This is a genomic window from Pseudomonas sp. NPDC089428 (assembly GCF_044749325.1).
GTDB lineage: Bacteria > Pseudomonadota > Gammaproteobacteria > Pseudomonadales > Pseudomonadaceae > Aquipseudomonas.
This window is the reverse complement of sequence record NZ_JBIVHT010000002.1, coordinates 180,419-199,593: the sequence shown is the minus strand read 5'-3', so window position 1 is coordinate 199,593 and position 19,175 is coordinate 180,419. Positions and strand designations below refer to the sequence as shown.

At 62.2% G+C, this 19,175-nt stretch carries 16 protein-coding genes and 1 tRNA gene; 5 read left to right on the top strand and 12 right to left on the bottom strand.

The features are described 5' to 3' along the window. Positions 1 to 12 precede the first annotated feature (12 nt). Positions 13 to 2,115, bottom strand: a complete 2,103-nt coding sequence (locus ACIPZ5_RS04250; protein ID WP_400806885.1) for a TonB-dependent receptor — start codon at positions 2,113 to 2,115, stop codon at positions 13 to 15. Positions 2,116 to 2,560: 445 nt separating this feature from the next. On the opposite strand from ACIPZ5_RS04250, the gene ACIPZ5_RS04245 reads away from it, so the two are divergent. Further along, positions 2,561 to 3,850 carry an OprD family porin gene (locus ACIPZ5_RS04245; RefSeq protein ID WP_400806882.1) on the top strand — a complete coding sequence of 430 codons (1,290 nt, stop codon included), beginning with the start codon at positions 2,561 to 2,563 and terminating at the stop codon, positions 3,848 to 3,850. Positions 3,851 to 3,880: 30 nt separating this feature from the next. Here ACIPZ5_RS04245 and ACIPZ5_RS04240 read toward each other — a convergent pair whose 3' ends face one another. From ACIPZ5_RS04240 to ACIPZ5_RS04230, 3 genes are all read right to left on the bottom strand, one after another. Further along, positions 3,881 to 5,551, bottom strand: coding sequence for an FMN-binding glutamate synthase family protein (locus tag ACIPZ5_RS04240; RefSeq protein WP_400806880.1), 1,671 nt, complete (start codon positions 5,549 to 5,551; stop codon positions 3,881 to 3,883). A 104-nt stretch (positions 5,552 to 5,655) separates the two neighbouring features. After that, the gene (locus ACIPZ5_RS04235; RefSeq protein WP_400806877.1) at positions 5,656 to 7,023 is read right to left on the bottom strand and encodes an ATP-binding protein; all 1,368 of its coding nucleotides are present in this window, start codon (positions 7,021 to 7,023) and stop codon (positions 5,656 to 5,658) included. Position 7,024: 1 nt separating this feature from the next. Continuing rightward, positions 7,025 to 7,744: a response regulator transcription factor gene (locus tag ACIPZ5_RS04230; protein ID WP_343594353.1), complete on the bottom strand. Its 720-nt coding sequence runs from the start codon at positions 7,742 to 7,744 to the stop codon at positions 7,025 to 7,027. 139 nt (positions 7,745 to 7,883) lie between these two features. Here ACIPZ5_RS04230 and ACIPZ5_RS04225 point away from each other — a divergent pair, with 139 nt between their 5' ends. Continuing rightward, positions 7,884 to 10,181, top strand: coding sequence for a TonB-dependent siderophore receptor (locus tag ACIPZ5_RS04225; protein ID WP_400806874.1), 2,298 nt, complete (start codon positions 7,884 to 7,886; stop codon positions 10,179 to 10,181). 15 nt (positions 10,182 to 10,196) lie between these two features. Here ACIPZ5_RS04225 and ACIPZ5_RS04220 read toward each other — a convergent pair whose 3' ends face one another. From ACIPZ5_RS04220 to ACIPZ5_RS04210, 3 genes are all read right to left on the bottom strand, one after another. After that, the gene (locus ACIPZ5_RS04220) at positions 10,197 to 10,877 is read right to left on the bottom strand and encodes a CatB-related O-acetyltransferase (protein WP_343594351.1); all 681 of its coding nucleotides are present in this window, start codon (positions 10,875 to 10,877) and stop codon (positions 10,197 to 10,199) included. A gap of 116 nt (positions 10,878 to 10,993) precedes the next feature. Then, positions 10,994 to 11,069 (bottom strand) — tRNA-Thr (locus ACIPZ5_RS04215). A 98-nt stretch (positions 11,070 to 11,167) separates the two neighbouring features. Further along, positions 11,168 to 11,416 carry a hypothetical protein gene (locus ACIPZ5_RS04210; protein WP_400806871.1) on the bottom strand — a complete coding sequence of 83 codons (249 nt, stop codon included), beginning with the start codon at positions 11,414 to 11,416 and terminating at the stop codon, positions 11,168 to 11,170. 483 nt (positions 11,417 to 11,899) lie between these two features. Between ACIPZ5_RS04210 and ACIPZ5_RS04205 the strand changes: the two genes are divergently transcribed. Both ACIPZ5_RS04205 and ACIPZ5_RS04200 read left to right on the top strand, forming a co-directional pair. Continuing rightward, complete coding sequence (locus ACIPZ5_RS04205; RefSeq protein ID WP_343594349.1) at positions 11,900 to 12,172, top strand: hypothetical protein; 273 nt, start codon at positions 11,900 to 11,902, stop codon at positions 12,170 to 12,172. Beyond that, positions 12,165 to 12,437, top strand: a complete 273-nt coding sequence (locus ACIPZ5_RS04200; RefSeq protein ID WP_400806869.1) for a DUF3077 domain-containing protein — start codon at positions 12,165 to 12,167, stop codon at positions 12,435 to 12,437. The genes ACIPZ5_RS04205 and ACIPZ5_RS04200 overlap by 8 nt, the downstream gene beginning before the upstream one ends. A 291-nt stretch (positions 12,438 to 12,728) precedes the next feature. On the opposite strand, the gene ACIPZ5_RS04195 is transcribed toward ACIPZ5_RS04200, so the two are convergent. The 5 genes from ACIPZ5_RS04195 to ACIPZ5_RS04175 all read right to left on the bottom strand — a co-directional run bounded on the left by ACIPZ5_RS04195 (position 12,729) and on the right by ACIPZ5_RS04175 (position 16,982). Continuing rightward, entirely contained in the window at positions 12,729 to 13,934 is a 1,206-nt protein-coding gene (locus ACIPZ5_RS04195) for a methyltransferase (protein ID WP_400806867.1), read from the bottom strand. A 74-nt stretch (positions 13,935 to 14,008) separates the two neighbouring features. Beyond that, positions 14,009 to 14,698 carry an ABC transporter permease gene (locus ACIPZ5_RS04190; protein WP_343594346.1) on the bottom strand — a complete coding sequence of 230 codons (690 nt, stop codon included), beginning with the start codon at positions 14,696 to 14,698 and terminating at the stop codon, positions 14,009 to 14,011. Next, complete coding sequence (locus ACIPZ5_RS04185) at positions 14,699 to 15,391, bottom strand: ABC transporter permease (RefSeq protein WP_085677909.1); 693 nt, start codon at positions 15,389 to 15,391, stop codon at positions 14,699 to 14,701. A 53-nt stretch (positions 15,392 to 15,444) separates the two neighbouring features. After that, positions 15,445 to 16,197: an ABC transporter substrate-binding protein gene (locus ACIPZ5_RS04180; protein ID WP_261941894.1), complete on the bottom strand. Its 753-nt coding sequence runs from the start codon at positions 16,195 to 16,197 to the stop codon at positions 15,445 to 15,447. Between the two features lie 11 nt (positions 16,198 to 16,208). Next, on the bottom strand, positions 16,209 to 16,982 hold the full coding sequence (locus ACIPZ5_RS04175; RefSeq protein ID WP_085677911.1) for an ABC transporter ATP-binding protein: 774 nt from the start codon (positions 16,980 to 16,982) through the stop codon (positions 16,209 to 16,211). A gap of 631 nt (positions 16,983 to 17,613) precedes the next feature. Between ACIPZ5_RS04175 and gabP the strand changes: the two genes are divergently transcribed. After that, positions 17,614 to 18,999: a GABA permease gene (gabP, locus tag ACIPZ5_RS04170; protein ID WP_261941893.1), complete on the top strand. Its 1,386-nt coding sequence runs from the start codon at positions 17,614 to 17,616 to the stop codon at positions 18,997 to 18,999. The last annotated feature ends 176 nt before the right edge of the window (positions 19,000 to 19,175 follow it).

The window sequence follows — 19,175 nt, the reverse complement described above, 5'->3', positions numbered from 1 at the left end:
GCAAACAGTGGATCAGAAACGGTAAGTACCGGTAACCACCAGGCTGCGCGGGTCGCCAACCTGGATTTGCGCGGCGCTGGTCGCCGAGCTGTAGTAGGTCTTGTCGGTGATGTTGCTCAGCGCTGCCCGCACATCCCAGTCATGGGTACGGAACCCTGCCAGCGCATCCCAACGGCCATAACCTGGCAAGACCGTGGTGTTCTGGTTATCGGCGTAACGTTCACCGACCAGTGTCAGCCCGGTCTCGGCATACCAGCCCAGTTCTGGTTTCCAGGTCACGAACAGGCTGGCGTTGCGTTTTGCTACATCGTTGATGCGATTGTCTTCCAGGCCATTGTTGTCCTTGACGATGGTGGCGTCCTGCAAGCCAATGCCGCCACGTACGTACCAGTTGCCGATGACATTGCCGGTGGCGGTCAGTTCGATGCCGCGTGAGCGCTGGAGGCCGCTGAGCAGCGTGATCTCCGGGTTGTTCGGGTCGCGCGTGCGGCGGTTGTAGAGCTCCAGTTCATAAATGGCGAGGGTGGTGCTCAGGCGTTCGTCCAGCCAGTCGCTCTTTACCCCGATCTCTTTCTGCCGGGTTAGCTCCGGGCTGGTGTCGTTGCTGTTGCCCGGTGCGCCTGGGGTAATGCCGATCAAGCCACCGCCGACTGGCGAGAATGTCTTGCTCCACGACGCATAGAAGGAATGTTCGCGCCAGGGGGTGTAGACCACGCCCAGGCGCGGGCTGGTGGTGTTGCTGTCCTGTTTCTCGGAAAGGTTGCGCAGCTTGTTCGTGGTCTCTACCTCGAACTGGTCGAAACGCACCCCGGCCAGCAATTGCCATTGGTCATTCAGGCGGATCTGGTCTTGCAGGTAGAGCCCGCGGCTGTCTACCACGGTGTGGTTGTCGCTCGACACCACCATGCGGCCATTGTGCTGCAGGCTGCGGTCCGGATTGTAGACATCGAGGCTGGGTACCGGGCTGCCTCCAGCCGCGACCGGCGCGGCGGTATACAGCGTCGGGTCACGGCGCTGATTGCCGAACTCCAGCCCGATCAACAGCTTGTGTTCCAGGCCAAGGGTGGCGAAATCGCCTTCGGCTTCCAGGTTGTTGAACAGGTTGCGGGTGGTCAGGTCTTGTTGCCAACGCTGGCGGGTAACCGTCTTGTTGCTGGCGTTGTAGGCAGTCAGGTAGGTGTTGTCGAACTCGCTGTCGAGCTTGAACAGGCCGAGGGTGTGGCGAAATTGCCAGGTTTCGTCGAGCTGGTAGTTCAGGCGAGAGCGCAACGATTGCGCACGGTCATCGATGTAGTCGCGCTGGGTGTCACCGTACGTGGTGCTGCGACCGACATCCGCCGGGCGCCCGTCGACACCGGGGATGCCGCGGTCAGGTGTGCGGTTGTAGCGGCTGTACTCGTACTGCACCAGCCAGTTGAGGTCGGGTGAAAGCTGCCAGCTCATGGACGGTGCGAACAGTTGCCGGCTACCGTCGACGCCGTCGCGGAAACTGTTGTTGTCCTGGTTGCCCATGTTCAGGCGCAGGCTGATGCTGTCGCTGGGGTCGGCACTGAGGTCGGCATACAGGCTGCGCAGGTCTTCACTGCCACCCTGGGCCTCGATCGAAGAGCGCCGGCCGCGCTCTGGCGCCTTGCTCACCCGGTTGACGATGCCACCCTGGCTGCCACGGCCATAAAGCACGGCTGCCGGGCCTTTGAGTACTTCGACCCGTTCGATGTTATGCAGGTCGCGAATGTACTGGCTGTCGTCGCGGATGCCGTCCAGGTAAAAGTCGTTGCTGGCCTCGAAGCCACGAATGCGTACGCTGTCGAAGCGCGTATCGGCACCACTGCTGACGTTGGGAATGCCTTCCAGCGCCTTGCCCAGCGTATTGCTGCCGTAGTCCATCACGCTTGAGGTCTTCACCGTGTCGATGGCTTGCGGCACATAGCGCACCGGCGTCGACGTGCGGGTCGCGGTGCTGACTTCCTTGACCTGTGGGTTGTCTTCTTCGCGCTCGCTCTCGGCAGTCACCGAGAGTTCGGGCAGTGTGGTGCTGGAGGCACTGGCCAGGCTGGCGCTGATCATCAGTGACAGGCCAAGGCCAAGTGAGGGCAGGCGGTTTGGGGCAGGCATCAGAACATCCGGACTGTAGTAAATGAAAAACAGGCGCGAATGGTAATGCTTACTATTTACTGCTGCTTGAGTATTTGTAAAGACTTGTCTTTACATATGTGTCTGTTTGTAAATTGTGCTTTTTCCACGGTTTGATGCCGAACAATTCCACAGAAGACAAAATGCCTGCCGATTGCCGCAGGTGCCATGAAAATGCACCGGCTATGGCTGCGAAATTGGTTATATCAACCTGCAATTCACGAGTTTTTGACATTTGTAATCGCACACAGCTAGGATTCGGCCAACGCTTGCTGGCCACCCATGGCCATGCTGCTGCGAAAGGCCCGCCACACACTGATCGGCGGGCTTTTCAGTTCGGATCCGCATAGCGTCGAACCTACGAAGGGGCGTTGGTTCCAGGCGTAATTGTGCAAAGCGTTTTTGATTTAGAAATAAGGAAAACAACATGTTGAAAACCAGGATCAGCCTGGTCGCCCTGGCGATGATCGCCGCGACCCAGGCTCAGGCCAACGATCAGGCCGACAGCAAGGGCTTCCTCGAGGACAGCCACGCCAACGTTCTTCTGCGCAACGCCTACATCAACCGCGACAAGAAGCACGGCAAGAACGATCAGAGCGAATGGGGCCAGGCGTTCATCGGCAAATTCTCCTCCGGTTTCACCCAGGGCACCGTGGGCGTGGGCGTTGACGCCTTCGGCCTGTATGCACTGCGCCTGGATGGCGGCAAAGGCCGTAATGGCGGGGCTGGCATCGACTTCTTCAAGCCTAGCGACACCGCGCCGACCAATTCGCCGCACAACCTGGCCCGCGGTGGCGCTGCCATCAAGTTCCGCGTCTCCAACACCGTGCTCAAGTACGGTGACATGATGCCTGAGCTGCCGGTGCTGCAGTACGACGACAGCCGCCTGCTGCCTGAGAGCTACACCGGTACCTTCATCACCTCCAAGGAGATCGAAGGCCTGGAGCTGAATGCCGGTCACTTCACCGAGCAAGCGCGCAAGAGCGCCGAAGGTCGCGACAGCGGCCACCTGAAGTCGATCGATGTATTCGGTGGCAGCTACAAGTTCACCGATAACTTCACCGCTTCCGCCTACACGTCGAACATCGAAGACGTGATGAAGAAGCACTACCTGGGCATGAACTACGTCTTCCCGATCGCGGCAGACCAGTCCCTGACCCTGGACTTCAACGGCTACAAGTCGGACATCAACAGCAAGTACGTCCAGAAAGCCGGGCTGACCGGTGACGAGAACACCATCTGGAGCCTGGCGGCGACCTACGCCTTCGGCCCGCACTCGGTGACCCTGGCGCACCAGCGCAGCACCGGCAGCACCGGCTACAACTACGGCTGGTACCAGGACCGCGGTGGCGTGGGTGACGGTGGTTCGACCATCTACCTGGCCAACTCCTACTGGTCCGACTTCAACGCCGAAGACGAGCGCTCCTGGCAGCTCGCCTATGGCCTGGACTTCGGCGCCTTCGGCGTGCCGGGCCTGACCTACAAGATCGCCTACGTGGCGGGTGACAACATCAACACCCACGGCTTCGGTGAAGGTAAAGAGCGCGAAATCTTCAACCAGCTGCGCTACGTCGTTCAGGACGGCCCGGCCAAGGACCTGTCGGTCAAGCTGCGTGGTTCCTGGCTGCGTACCAACAACGCAGTACAGCAGAACGGCTACAACGACGACGGCAACGAAGTCCGCGTATTCGTCGAGTACCCGATCAGCATCTTCTGATCCTGACCGAGCGTCCCGAGCAGCCCCGGCCTATGCCGGGGCTGTTTCTTTGCGCCGCACGCTGGCTGCTGTCGGCGTGACCGGTATCTCTCCTGTCTCTGGTGCAAAGCTGTCACTGCGCGCCATCCGCCACATCCGTGCATAGAATTCGCTTTCAATCGAGCCACTGAGCAATTCACCAGGCTTGAGGAATTGGTGCAGGTCGGAAAACAGACTGATCTCGCTGGTGCTGATACGCCGTGCCAGGTGCTTGGGTTTGAGCTCCGAGGGGTGTTCTAGGCCAGCGGCAGCGAGCATCTCGGCCAGGGCATGCAGGGTGTTGCGATGAAAGCTGGCCACCCGCTCGGCTTTATCGGGCACCACCAATGCGCGCTGGCGCAATGGGTCTTGCGTGGCGACACCGGTCGGGCACTTGTTGGTGTGGCAGCTCTGCGACTGGATGCAGCCGATGGCGAACATGAAGCCGCGTGCCGAGTTGACCCAGTCGGCGCCGATGGCCAGCACGCTGGCGATATCGAAGGCGCTGACGATCTTGCCCGCCGCGCCGATACGGATGCTCGAGCGCAGGTTCAGGCCGACCAGGGTGTTGTGCACGAACATCAGGCCTTCGCGCATCGGCACGCCCATGTTGTCGCTGAATTCCCGAGGTGCCGCGCCAGTGCCGCCTTCCTTGCCGTCGACGACGATGAAGTCCGGGGTGATGCCGGTGACCAGCATGGCTTTGGCGATGCCCATGAACTCCCACGGGTGGCCCAGGCAGAACTTGAAGCCCACCGGCTTGCCGCCCGACAGCTCGCGCAGGTTGGCAATGAAGTGCAGCAGCTCCACCGGGGTGCGGAATGCGCTGTGCGCGGCGGGCGAGATACAGTCCTCGCCCACGCGTACACCACGGGTTGCGGCGATTTCCGGGCTGACCTTGTGTGCCGGCAGAATCCCGCCATGGCCGGGCTTGGCACCTTGGCTGAGCTTGAGCTCGATCATCTTCACTTGCGGGCTGCGCGCCTGCTCGGCGAAGCGTTGCGCGTCGAAGCGGCCGTCTTCGGTGCGGCACCCGAAGTAACCGCTGCCGATTTCCCAGATCAGGTCGCCGCCGTGTTCGCGGTGGTAAGGGCTGATACTGCCCTCGCCAGTGTCGTGGGCGAAACGGCCAAGGCGCGCGCCCTGGTTGAGCGCGGCAATCGCATTGGCACTGAGGGCGCCGAAGCTCATGGCCGAGATGTTGAAGATTGACGCAGAGTAGGGCAGGCGGCACTGCGGCCCGCCAATGGCGATGCGGAACGACGCGGGGTCGGGTGTGGCGACCGGCAACATCGAGTGGCTGATGAATTCGAAACCGGGCTTGTAGGCATCGTTGAGCGTGCCGAAGGCTTTCTCGGCACTCTCGTTCTTGGCCCGGGCATACACCAGCGAGCGTTGCGAGCGGGAGAACGGCAGCTTGTCGTCGTCACCCTCGATCAGGTACTGGCGGATTTCGGGGCGGATGGTTTCGATCAGGTAGCGGATGTTGCCCAGGAGCGGGTAGTTGCGCCGCACCGCGTGGTGGCTCTGGCGCAGGTCGTTGAGGCCGACCAGGCTGAGCAGAGTAGTGACCACCGTCAGCGGCCAGAGCCAACTGTGCTGGGCAAGGAAGGGGATGCTGGCGAAGCTGAACAGCAGGCACAGGGCCAGGCAGGCATAACGGCTGGGGAGCGAATCTTTCATGGGTCCATCGCAGGCTGGATGACGCGGCCTAGGATAGGCAAACCCCGGGTCGGGAAAACCTGGGGTTTCGGTAAAAGACTATTACCCGAACAACGGGGGCTGGATCATCGGGGCAGCAATACACTGACGCGCAAACCGCCGCCCTCGCGATTGTGCAGCAGCAATTCGCCGCCATGGCTGCTGGCGATGCGCTGGGCAATGCTCAGCCCCAGGCCATAGCCGCCGGACGCCTGGTTGCGCGACCCTTCGCCCCGCACGAACGGATCGCTGATGGTGGCCAGCAGGCCAGGCGCGATACCGGGGCCGCGGTCGTCGACGTGGATGTACACGCCGGTAATGGCGGTTTCCAGCGTCACCGATACCTGCCTGGCATAGCGCAGGGCATTGACCACCAGGTTCTGCAGGCAGCGTTGCAGCAACAAGGCGTCGACCCGCAGGCTGCCGCCCTTGCCATGCACAGGCAAGGGCTCCGCGCTGCTGGCAAGGTCGGCGCAAAGCCGCGCCACCAGGCGGTCGAGGTCGACCAGCTGAAGGTTCTGCTGCTCGCCGGCACGCAGGTAGTCGAGTACCTGGCCGATCATGTTGTCCATCTGGGTGATGTTCTGCCGCAGGCGTTCGCGCTGCTCGTCGTCCGGCAGCCGCTCCAGGCGCAGGCGCATGCGTGTCAGCGGGGTGCGCAGGTCGTGGGACACGGCGGCCAGGAAGTAGGCCTTGTCGTTGACCATGGCGATCAGGCGCTGCTGCATGGCATTGAAGGCCTGTGCGGCCTGTCTGACTTCCTCCGGGCCGTCCAGGGCCAAAGGTGGCTGCGCGAGGTTGCTGCCCAGCCCGCGCGCCGCGTCGGCCAGGCGCCGCAATGGGCGCAGGCACAGGCGTACGGCGATCAGGCAGACCAGCAGCACGGCGACGATACGCAGCGCATAGACCCGCAGCAGGTAGTCGCTGATCAATACCCACGCCGACTCGCCGCTCCAGCCCTGCAGCTCCTGGCCGTCGATGCTCAGCCAGTGGCCGTCGGGCAACGGCACGGCGAACTGGATGTGCGCCTGGGCGGTGCGCAGGCCAAACAGGATGCGCCAGACGATCGGCTGCCCTGCTTCATCAGTCAGCTGCACCTTCTGCAGGCGCACCGTCTGCGCATGGCCCAGTTCGTACTTGAGTGCCTGTTGCAGCAGCAGCTCGACGCGCCGCCGCCCGCGCCGCTGCTCCTCTTGTTGTGCTGGTTCGCTTTCGAGGCAACGCAGCTGATAGTGCGCAGGCACTTGCAGGTGTGCGGTGTGGCAATCGGCCTGGGCAATCAGCGGGGCGCTGCGAGCGGCCATGAGCCGGATCGGGGCTTCGAGCACCTGGGCGAAACGCACATCGAACCAGATGCTGCTCGACATCAACTGGATCACCAGTGTGCCGCTGACCATGATCAGCAGCAGCTGGCCAAACAGCGTGCGTGGCCACAGGCGATGGAGCCAACGCATCTCAGCTGTCTGCCTCGGCGCGGGCAATGCTCAGCAGATAGCCTTCGTTGCGGATGGTCAGGATCTGTATGTCGCTGGCCGGCGCACGGCGCAGTTGCTGGCGCAGGCGGCTGATGCACATGTCCACCGAGCGATCGTCGGGGTGGTGATCGCGGCCAAACGCGCTGCGTGTCAGCTGATCGCGCGAGACCACGCGGTTGTTGGCCTCCAGCAGTTCACGCAGAACCCGGTAGTCGGAGCGGGGCAGGGTGAGGGTTGCGCCGTCCGGGCGAGTCAGCAGCCGCTTGACGTGGTCGAGGCTGAAACCGGCGAAACGCTGGGCTTCGGCAGCCACCTCCTCGGCAGCGATATCCAGGCGCTGCGGGCGGCGCAGCACCGCCTTGATACGGGCGATCAGCTCACGCGGTTCGAAGGGCTTGGCCAGGTAGTCATCAGCGCCCACTTCCAGGCCGATGATGCGGTCCAGCGTGCTGCCCTTGGCCGACAGCATGATCACCGCCAGGCCGGGCGTTGCCTGGAGCTGGCGGCACAGGCTCAAGCCATCTTCGCCGGGCAGCATGAGGTCGAGCACCACCAGGTCGACCTTGCTCGCGGCCAGCTGTTCGCGCATGCCTTCACCGTCTGCTGCCGCCAGTACGGTATAGCCGGCATCGGTAAGGTAATCGCAAAGAAGTTCGCGGATCTCGTCGTCATCGTCGACAACCAGCAAGGTCGTGCTCATCGGGAAAACACCTGTTCGGGGAGGGCCGGCAGCGCTCGTTACGTTCAATTACATCCCCGTACAAGCCGGGTATGGAGCCCAAAGGGCGGATCCCTAGAATCGTAACAAAAAATCATCTGCAAATACGAAGACTTCCCAAATGATTCATAAGAGCGCCATGAACGACTTCACGCCTGTTTTCCGGGGCGGCAGCCGCCTGCACCCGCTTGCCTTCTTCGTTGCCGTCGCCATCAGTGGCAGCGCATTGGCTGCCGAAAGCCAGCCCCTGGAGCTGGATGCCACACAGATCGAGGACAGTGCGCTGGTGTCCGCAGATGAAACCGGCCAACTCGGCTATACGGTGGAAAGTACCCGCAGCTCCACCGGCCTGAAACTGACCCCACGGCAGACGCCGCAGTCGGTCACCACCATCACTCGGCAGCAGATGGATGACCGCGATGTGCATTCCATCGAGCAGGCGCTGGACACCACGCCAGGCGTGAGTGCCACCAAGTCCGAAGTGGGCGGGCGTACCGACTTCCGTGCCCGTGGCTACTCGATCAGCAACTGGAAGGTCGACGGCCTGCAGTTCCAGGGCGGCTCCGACTTCAGTGGTGGCGGTAATGCACTGAACATGGACCTTTACGAGCGCATCGACATCGTCCGCGGCGCCAACGGCCTGCTGGGGGGCACCGGAGACCCATCTGCCACCGTCAACCTGATCCGCAAGGCGCCGACCAAGACCTTTGGCGGCAGTGCCTACGCCACCTACGGCAGCTGGGACAAGCGCCGCCTGGGCGCTGACCTCAACCTGCCGCTGTCCGAAGACGGTCGCCTGCGTTCGCGCTTCGTGATGACCCAGGGAGATGCCAACTCGTTCCGCGACAACCAGTCCGGACGCTCGCGCGCAGCCCTGGCCAGCTTCGCATTCGACATCGACGATGCGACCACCCTCGGCGCCGGCTACCAGTACGAATACAACAAGGTGGTCGGTGGCGGCTGGGGCGCCAACATCCCGATCTGGTACAAGGACGGCAGCAAGACCGATCTGCCGCGCAGCACCAACCTGGTGCCGAGCTGGAGCTTTGGCGAGTACACCACCCGTACCGCCTTTGGCTCGTTGGAGCACCGTTTTGACAACGACTGGACTCTCGACCTGAAGGCTGCCCAGAGCACTGCCGAAGTGCTCAACCACCGTGGCCTGGCCAAGGTCAACTCGGCCGGCCGTGGCAGCTACGGCGGCTACTGGGACCAGGACGGCAGCGGTGCGGTGTTAAATGGCCTGCACAGCTCCAGCGACACCACCCAGCAGTCTGCGCAGATCGACCTGTCCGGCCCGTTCCAACTGTTCGGCCGCACCCACCAGGCGATGGTCGGCTACAACGACAGCCGTACCGTGGCCTGGTCGCCGGAATACAGCTGCACCATGGTCAGCGACGACCGCGTCAGCGCCCCCTCGGTCGGCTGCCAGTTCCGCGCCAACAACGGCTTCCCGCTCACCGACTGGCACAACGGCGTGGACAGCGACTACGACATGATCGCCTCGCGCACTGGCCGCCACAGCAAGACCACCACCCGTTTGCAGGGCATGTACGCCGCCACCCGGCTGAGCATCACCGACCCGCTGTCGGTGATCGTCGGCGTACGCACCACCGATTATTCGGCAACCACCAACAGCGTGGCCGGCGTGCGCAGCAACCAGCAGAACAACGGCATCGTCACCCCGTACCTGGGCGCGGTATACGACCTCAACGACAACTACTCGCTGTACGCCAGCTACACCGACATCTTCAACCCGCAGACGGCCGAGACCGAAAGCGGTACCAAGGTCGAACCGATTCGTGGCCAGAGCTACGAGACCGGCATCAAGGGTGAGTGGCTGGACGGGCGCCTGAATGCGTCGGCGGCGTACTTCCGCACCAAGCAGCAGAACAAAGCGGTACTCGATGACGGCCTGACCACGCCAACCGGTGGTGACGCCTACAAGGCGGGTACCGGCCAGGAAACCGACGGTATCGATCTGGAAATCGCCGGTGCCCTGACACCGAACTGGAACATCTACGCCGGCTATACCTACCTGCACTTCCGCCGCGTCGACAGCGACGGGCGCAGCGATCCGTCGCACCTGTTCAAGGCCTCGACCACCTATCGCCTGTCCGGCCCGCTTGACCGCCTGACCCTCGGCGCCGGGGTGAAGGCACAGACCAACATCCGCGCCATCTCCAGCCCGGCAGGGCAGCCAGTGAATGGTGTGAGTGCGGGGGCCACCGATGTGAACTGGTCCGGTTATGCGATCTGGAATGCCATGGCCAAGTACCAACTGACCGACGACACTTCGGTGAGCCTCAACGTCGACAACCTGTTCGACAAGCACTACTACACCCAGTACGGGTTCTATGCCGGGGCGATCTATGGCGATCCGCGGAACATGTCGCTGACGGTCAGTACTGCGTTCTGATCGATGGGGCCCGCTCTAGAGCACTTTGCAGCCCTTGCGCGTGATCTGGAGCTGGCGATAGCGGGCAGTGGGCACCTGCTTGAGTGCTTCCAGGCACGCGGCGGGATCGTTGAGCGGCAGGGTTTTCAACTGCTGAAGATCCCGCTCCCACCATTTGGAGGCCAGCAGCTGCTCGATCAATTCTGCTGAATGCCTGTATCGGATGACCTTCGCAGGCACGCCAGCGACCACGGCGTAGGGGGGAACATCGTGAGTTACTACCGAACGGGTCGCGATGATTGCACCCGTGCCAACAGTCACACCTTCCATGACCATGGCGCTGTGGCCAATCCAGACATCATGGCCAATCGTGGCGGGCTCTGTGGGAGCGATATATTCCAGGCCCGTATCGGTGTACTGGAAGGGATGGGTACTCAGCCAGTCCGAAGGATGGGTGTACTTTTCTTGCCCGAGCACGACGTCGGAGCCAATCGAACAGAAGCGCCCCACCGAACCGACCTGCTGCAGGTGGCAACCGCTGCGGATATAGGTACTGGCACCGATCGTGAGCGCTTGGGCATCTAGCAGCACCTCGCCGAGCCTGACCTGTTCTTCAAGCTTCAGGGTGGCTTTCTTGCGGAACTGCGACAGCGCGATGCTGACCTTGCATCCGTGCCGGCGAATCCAGCGATTCCAATACCAATCCATGATGCGCATCGAGGTGCTCCTGTGACGTCATGACGGCGGGACAAGCTGGGCGCTACATGCTGCAGGGGTAGGTTGCCCAAACAAAAATGGCCCACCTTGCGGTGAGCCATTTTTGATACTGCGTATGGTGCCGGCACCAGGAATCGAACCCGGGACCTACTGATTACAAGTCAGTTGCTCTACCATCTGAGCTATACCGGCAATGGGGCGTCATTATAACGATCGGTTGGCGCCTGTAAACCACTTCCTTGCGATTCTGCGCAAATGAGCTAAGTCACCGGCCTGAAAGGAGAATTTTCCTACCAGCCGCGGTGGATAGTGTTGACGTTTGGCTCGGTCTGCCCGGGGTTGAAAAACAGCTTGTCGTTGTCGCAGCCGCGATTGCGGCAGGGGCTTTCGACGCGCAGGGGCAGGCCGTTGTCGCCGCCCAGTTGCATGCCCGGGGTGTTCCAGTCCAGGTTGCTGGCAGGGTGTGGGGCAGGGCTGTTGCTGCAGGCGCCGAGGGTCAGGGCGAAGGCCAGCAGGGCAAGGGGTTTGGTGTAGGTCACGATGGTGTAGTCCGTTAGTCCATTGTCGAATCTGGCGCAACGCCAGACGGTCGCAGGGCTGGCGGGCAGCGTGCGACGTAGCTTTTTAATGATTTGGGGCTTGGATGATACACCGTCGGGCCTCTTCGCGGGTGAACCCGCTCCCACAGAGACCGTGGTGATTTTGTGAGGGATTTCTGAACTTGAGACCAAATGCTTCAGGATTTGGGTATTTGGGAATTATCCTACGAGCGCAGTCGACCGTTCACTGTTGGCGGGGAAATGCCCCGGGGCTAACGTTCTCGGGTCGCCAATTCTGGTGACCGGGTGTGAGAACCCGATTTGAATGTAGCGGCTGCGTTATGGCGACCGTGCGCGGGCAGATTTCGGTCTGGCCGAGCTTCCTATGTTCACTCGGTTTCTCACCCCGTGTACGGTTGCCGCCTTTGTTCCGTGAGAAAGAATGAGAGTGGCAATCCCTCTATGAACATAGGGATTTCCATTATGAAAAAGATCGTTCCTGATCCACCCCATCTTCTAATCCAAACGCCGTACTTCTCCGTCCACAGCGATATCTCTCCCGAAGATGCCATCACCCACGGCGCCGAGCTTATCCGCGGCGTCGCCGAAACCATCGATGAACATTGCCGTCTCCACGCCGGCGAGCCCGGTTTGAACACGCTGGCCAATGCCGCCTACGCGGCCGATTCGGCATTGATCCTGTTCCAGCATGCACTGGCGAGCTTGAGCGATGAAAAGGGGGCAGCCCATGAGTGAGGCCGTTGAAACCATCGTCACCGCAGGTGTGCAGACCTTCCTGGAAGCCGGTAACCCAACAGTCGATCTGTTGCGCGTGCAGCCGGGTATCCCGATCGACCATGCCTACGAGCATGTGTCGGTGTTGCTCGGCTATATCAAACACCTTGTACGTGAGGGGGACGCAGAGGACGACCACAAGCTATTAGGCGCTGCCGACTATTTGCTGGCCCTGGCCAAGGCGCTGATGAATGACATCGAATTGGGCAAGAACAAGGTGCGTTGATTCGAGGCCATTCGCGGGCAAGCCTGCTCCCACAGAGGATGCAATGAAAGTCGCATTTCTGGGCAGTTCTGTGGGAGCCGTTACCTAATCGAAATTTTGTTTATGCACAAGAGGCATTGTCGCCGTGCGCGAAAGGCATGCCGCCGCCGCATACCGCCGGTCTTTGCGCAAACACCTGTTTTTACTGGGCTTGAGGCGGATGCTGGAATAAGCCAAACGCTTGAAATAGCGCTTGGGTCCATCCATTCATCAAAAGCTTGTTCACAGAGTTATCCACAGGTTGTACTGCGGCTAACGGTCACGTTCAGCCAGCAGCAGCAGGTTACGTGGTGTGAGCGGGTAATCGCAGAAGGTGCCCAGGTGAACGTCATAGCCTTGTTCTACGAGGAACAGCGCGCGGTCGAGTACCAGCCACAGCTCCAGCGGACGGCGGAACAGCTTCTGCAGGCGCTCGAGGTTGCGCACCTCGGCCAGGCGCTGCCAACCGGCAGCCTCTAGCGCGGCCCAGTCCGGGTTGCCATGCAGCTCGACCTTGCGCAGGACGGCCAGATCACGGCAGTACTGCTCGAAAGGCTTTGCCAGCCAGGCGATCGGCAGCGAAGGGGTGGGCAAGTATTCATCGCACTGGCGCTGCTCGCGCTGCAGCAGGTCGAAGCCCAGGCGCCGGGCCATGGAGCAATCACGTTGATGGCGCACGCGGGCGCTGGCGGTAACGGCTTCGTTCAGTGGCAGGCCGAGGTCGATCACGTTCAGTTGCAGTGGCGAGCGCTGCGCGGCGGTGGATAACGGCTGGTAGTGCTCGCCGGTGATGCGGTTGTAGCAGCAAGGGGCCACGGCCAGATGGCGGCAGCCTTGCCGGCTAGCCTGGCGCAACAGCTGCACGTGGAGTTCGCCGCAGGCGTGCAGGGCGACAACGCTTTTCTCCTGGTTCAGGTGCTGGGTAATGCCGGCTGCCATCACATCCTGGTGTATGTGGGTCGCGGGCAGGTGATGGTGATCGCTCAGGGCCTGGCCGGCGGCGACCAGCTCGGGGTTGTACTCCAGGCAGGTCAGCTGCTGGCCGGGTTGCAGCAGGCGGCGGCCGAGGTGGCCTTTGCCGGAACACCAGTCGAGCCAATGACGGGTCTGTTCGCGAAAGCCCAGGCGGCGGCTGAAGGCTTCGATCTGCTGCCATTTGCGGCCCGGGACGTTGACGTCCAGGCGGTGGCCGGCGCTGGGCAGGCCGGCGTCGGGGAGCTCGCCCAGTGCCGACAGCTGCGCAGCTTGCGCGGCCAGATGCGGGAACGGGGCGGGCAGGCCTTGCGGGTCGATGTCGGCTTCGGCATCGGCCAGGGTGCATTGGCGCAGGTGAGCGGAGAGTGCGGCGTATTCAGTTTCCCAGTCCAGGCGCAGGGCGGTGAATGGCCTAGGTTTCCACAGCGGCTGGTGCTCGATCAGGAACTGGTCGAGGGCCTGGAAGCGGTCGTGCAACTGGTGGCTGTGGAGGTAGGTGGACATGGGGGCGGGGCTTGAGGTGTGTGGTGTTTTCGAGGGCCTCTTCGCGGGTTTACCCGCGAAGAGGCCAGTAGGGTTCAGCGGCCCTGGCTGGCGTCCACGCGCAACCAGCGCTCCAGCAGCTTGAAGCCTTGCACCAGCACGAACGAGATCACCAGGTAGAACACCCCGGCAGCGAAGAAGATCTCCACCGGCAGGTAGGTCCGGGCGATGATGGTACGGGCCATGCCGGTCAGTTCCAGCAGGGTCACGGTACTGGCCAGGGCGCTGGCCTTGAGCATCAGGATCACTTCGTTGCTGTAGGCCGGCAGGCCGATGCGCGAGGCGCGTGGCAGCATGATGTAGAACAGCGTCTTGCCGCGCGACATGCCCAGCGCCCGTGCTGCTTCGATCTCGCCTTTGGGGATCGACTGCAGCGCCCCGCGCAGGATCTCGGCGATGTAGGCGGCAGTGTGCAGGGTCATGGTCAGCACGGTGCACCAGAACGGATCGCGCAGGTACGGCCACAGCGAGCTGGAACGCACCGCGTCGAACTGCGCCAGGCCGTAGTAGACCAGGAACAGCTGCACCAGCAGGGGCGTGCCACGGAAGAAGAAGATGTAGCTGAACGGCACGGCGCGCACGTACCAGTGGCGCGAGGAGCGGGCGATGCCCAGCGGGATGGCCAGGATCAGCCCGGCGACCACGGCAATGGCCACCAGCTCCAGGGTCAGGGTCGCACCCTGGGCCAGGCGCGGCAGCCACTTGATGATGACTTCCCAATTCATTTATTCGGCCCTCGCAAAGCCGCGAGCGGCGCGTTTTTCCATGAAGTGCATGCCAGTCATGGCGATGATGGTCAGGCTCAGGTAGATGCAGGCGGCGACCATGTAGAAGGTGAACGGCTCCTTGGTCACGGTCACGCCGATCTGTGCGTGGCGCATGATTTCTTCCAGGCCGATCACCGACACCAGCGCGGTGTCCTTCATCAGGATCATGAACAGGTTGCCCAGGCCCGGCAGGGCGATGCGCCACATCTGCGGCAGGATGATCCGCGACAGGATGCGGCCCTTGGACAGGCCCAGCGCCAGGCCTGCCTCACGGTGGCCCTTGGGGATCGCCAGGATCGCGCCACGGAACACTTCAGTGGCGTAGGCGCCGAAGCACAGGCCCAGGGCAATGACGCCCGCAGCAAAGGCGCTCAGCTCCAGGCCAGGCATGTTCAGGGCTTCGCCGAGGCTGTTCATCAGGCCGACGGTGCCGAAGTAGATAAGCAGGACCCAGAGCAGTTCGGGCACGCCGCGCACCAGGGTCGAGTAGAAGCCACCAAGCCATTGCAATGGCTTGATCGAGGAAGTCTTGGCCAGGGCGCCGAGCAGGCCCAGGACCAGCCCCAGCAGCAGGGCGCAAAGCGCCAGTTTTACGGTCATCAGGGTGCCGGCCATCATGGCCGGACCGAATCCGTGCAGGTCGATATTCATGGGCAGGTCATTCTAGGGACTTGCGCGCCGCGAGGGCGCGCAGGTCAAGCGGATCATTCGATGCTGAATGGGAAGTACTTGTCGTTGATCTTCTTGTACGTGCCGTCGGCCTTGATTTCTGCCAGGGCCTTGTTCAGCTTCTCGCGCAGCGGGTCACCCTTGCGCACGGCGATGCCGATCTTGTCGCTGTCGACCACAGGCTCGCCCTTGAACTCGAAGTTCATGCCGTCCTTGCTCTTGAGCCACTCGTACTGCACGTACTTGTCGGCCAGGATGCCGTCGATGCGGCCGGAGACCAGGTCCAGGTAGGCGTTTTCCTGGGTGTCGTACAGTTTGATCTCTACGTCGTTGCCGTAGTTGTCTTCCAGCCAGGTGCCCGCCAGGGTGGCGCGCTGGGTGCCGATCACCTTGCCCTTGAGCGAAGCCTTGTCGGTCTTGAAGTCGACGTTCTTCGGCGCGATGAACTGCAGCTTGTTGGAGTAGTACGGGTCAGTGAAATCGACAGCCTGCTTGCGCTCGTCGGTGATCGACAGCGACGACACCAGGAAGTCGAACTTCTTGGCGTTCAGGGCCGGGATGATGCCGTCCCAGTCGGAGGTCACTACCGAGCATTCGGTCTTCATCTTGGCGCACAGGGCGTCGCCGATGTCCTTGTCGAAGCCGACGACGTTACCGCTGGCGTCCTTGTTGTTGAACGGTGGGTAGGCGGCTTCGATACCCATGCGCAGTTTTTCCGCGGCCATGGCGTTTGCCGACATCACCAGGGTGGCAGCGGCTGCCAGGAGGAACTTCTTGTAAGTGTGCATGTATTGCTCCGTTAGCGGTGGCTGGACATGAATTGCTTGCAACGCGCCGAGGTCGGGTTCTCGAAGACCTGCTGCGGCGATCCTTGCTCTTCAACCAGGCCCTGGTGCAGGAAGACCACTTCACTGGACACCTGGCGGGCAAAGTTCATCTCGTGCGTCACCAGCAGCATGGTACGGCCTTCTTCGGCCAGTGCGCGGATAACGTTAAGCACTTCCTGGACCATTTCCGGATCGAGCGCCGAGGTCGGCTCGTCGAACAGGATGACCTTGGGCTTCATGGCCAAGGTGCGGGCGATGGCAGCACGTTGCTGCTGGCCACCGGAAAGCTGGGCGGGGTAGCTGTGGCGCTTGTCGTAGATGCCAACCTTGTTCAGCAGCGCTTCGGCGGCTTCGATGGCCTCGGCCTTGCTCTGGCCGAGCACGCGGCGTGGCGCCTCGATGATGTTGTCGAGGATCGACATGTGTGGCCACAGGTTGAAGTTCTGGAAGACGAAGCCGATCTCGCTGCGCAGGCGGTTGATCTGGCGGTTGTCGGCGGCGATCAGGTCGCCGTTCTTGGCGGCCTTGAGCTTGAGGCTTTCGCCAGCAACGAGGATTTCGCCCTGGTGCGGGTTTTCCAGCAGGTTGATGCAGCGCAGCAGGGTGGACTTGCCGGAGCCAGACGACCCCAGGATGGAGATCACGTCACCGTCGCGCGCGGTCAGCGAAATGCCCTTGAGAATTTCCTGCTCGCCGTAGCGTTTGTGCAGATTGCGGATTTCCAGCGCGGGCGTGGCCTGGGCCATGTGCGGTCCTCATGTGATCGGGTGCGTTCCCAGCTGTTGGCGGCCTTCCTGGCGAGCGCCAAGCTAGCATAGCGGTAATGTGACGGCCAACAGGGGCGCAGGGGCTCAAGGCCTTGCCGGGGCAGTTTGTCGCATCGCTGCAGCGCAACGTCGCGCAGATGTCCGCAATGCGGCTCTCCCAGCTCCATAGCCTTGATGAAAAAAGGCGCGATGGTGCCAGCTTTGCGCAGTGGTTGGAAGCGCTTTTGGCCTGGCGATGATGAAACCTGCCGCAACGGGTGCGACTTGGGGTGGTGCCTGAGGGGTATTCGGGTTGTACCGCTGGGTTGCACTTTTGTGCGTTGCACTGGTGCAAAGGTGTTACCGGGGAGCACCTTTGGTGCGTTTGTAAGTGGGTATTTCCGTAATCCGGACTTGGCATGGAGATTTGGCGGCCTTTTGGTCAGAGGTTGGCCGAATGCCCTGCAACCCGCGCCGTTTACAGGTCGTGGTATCAATCTGACGAATGTATTCAGAATGTGGCGCGCTTATTGCCAGTTGGAAACCGCCGATTGCAGTGACGCCTAGGTCAACCCCAGGCGCGCTCTGGTTCCGCAGTCGGAGTGGTCCACTCCTTACAAAGGTAGTTTTAATGAGCGGTAACAATTCCAATGACCTCGCTCAGGGGCTCAAACAACGGCATGTCACCATGCTGTCCATTGCTGGCGTTATCGGCGCCGGTCTGTTCGTGGGTTCTGGCCATGCCATCGCAGCTGCCGGCCCGGCCGTGCTGCTGGCCTACGCCGCCGCCGGTACCCTTGTGGTATTGGTGATGCGCATGCTCGGCGAAATGGCGATCGCCTCGCCGGATACGGGTTCGTTCTCTACCTATGCCGACCGCGCCATTGGCCGCTGGGCCGGTTTCACCATTGGCTGGTTGTACTGGTGGTTCTGGGTGCTGGTCATCCCGTTGGAGGCCAACGCCGCCGCGGCCATCCTCCACGCCTGGTTCCCGTCCGTGGACCTGTGGGCCTTCTCCCTCCTTATTACCCTGGCGCTGACCCTGACCAACCTGTGCAGCGTCAAAAACTACGGTGAGTTCGAGTTCTGGTTCGCCCTGCTCAAGGTGCTGGCGATCATCGGCTTCATCGTCGTCGGCTGTATCGCCATGTTCGGCTTCGTGCCAAGCAGCCAGGTGAGCGGTGCTGCGCACCTGTTCGATACCCAGGGCTTCATGCCTAACGGCCTGGGCGCGGTGCTGGCGGCCATGCTGACCACCATGTTCTCGTTCATGGGTACCGAAATCGTCACCATCGCGGCGGCCGAATCGAAAGACCCAGGCAAGCAGATCAGCCGTGCCACCAACTCGGTGATCTGGCGTATCTGCCTGTTCTACCTGGTGTCGATCTTCCTGGTTGTGGCCCTGGTGCCGTGGAACGACCCGGCGCTGGCCGAAGTCGGCTCCTACCAGACCGTGCTCAGCCGCATTGGCGTGCCGAACGCCAAGCTGATCGTCGACATCGTCGTCCTGGTTGCCGTGACCAGCTGCCTGAACTCGGCGCTGTACACCTCCTCGCGCATGCTGTTCTCGCTGAGCAAGCGTGGCGACGCCCCGGCCATCGCCCAGCGCACCACCAAGGCGGCGACCCCGCATGTGGCCGTGCTGCTGTCGACCGCTGCCGCGTTCCTCTGCGTGTTCGCCAACTACGTGGCCCCGGCCCAGGTGTTCGAGTTCCTGCTGGCCAGCTCTGGCGCCATTGCGCTGCTGGTGTACCTGGTGATTGCCGTGTCGCAGCTGCGCATGCGCAGCCAGCGTGAAGCCCGTGGCGAGAAAATCGCCTTTAAGATGTGGCTGTTCCCTGGCCTGACCTGGGCGACCATCGCTTTCATCGTTGCTGTGCTGGCGGTGATGGCGCTGCGTGAAGACCACCGTGCCGAAATCATCGCGACTGCACTGCTGAGCATTGGTGTGGTGGCGGCGGGCTTGCTGGTGCACCGCAAGCGTGAAGCTGCCGGGCGGGTGGCGCTGGACAACTGATCCGCGCTGCTTGAAATGAAAAGGCCGCGTCCTGTGTAGGGCGCGGCCTTTTTTATTGCCTGTGCGGCCCTCTTCGCGGGGCAAGCCCGCTCCCACAGGTTAACCACAGGCCTGAGGGTAGCGCGGCCCCTGTGGGAGCGGGCTTGTCCCGCGAAAGGGCCGGAGCAGGTTATGCA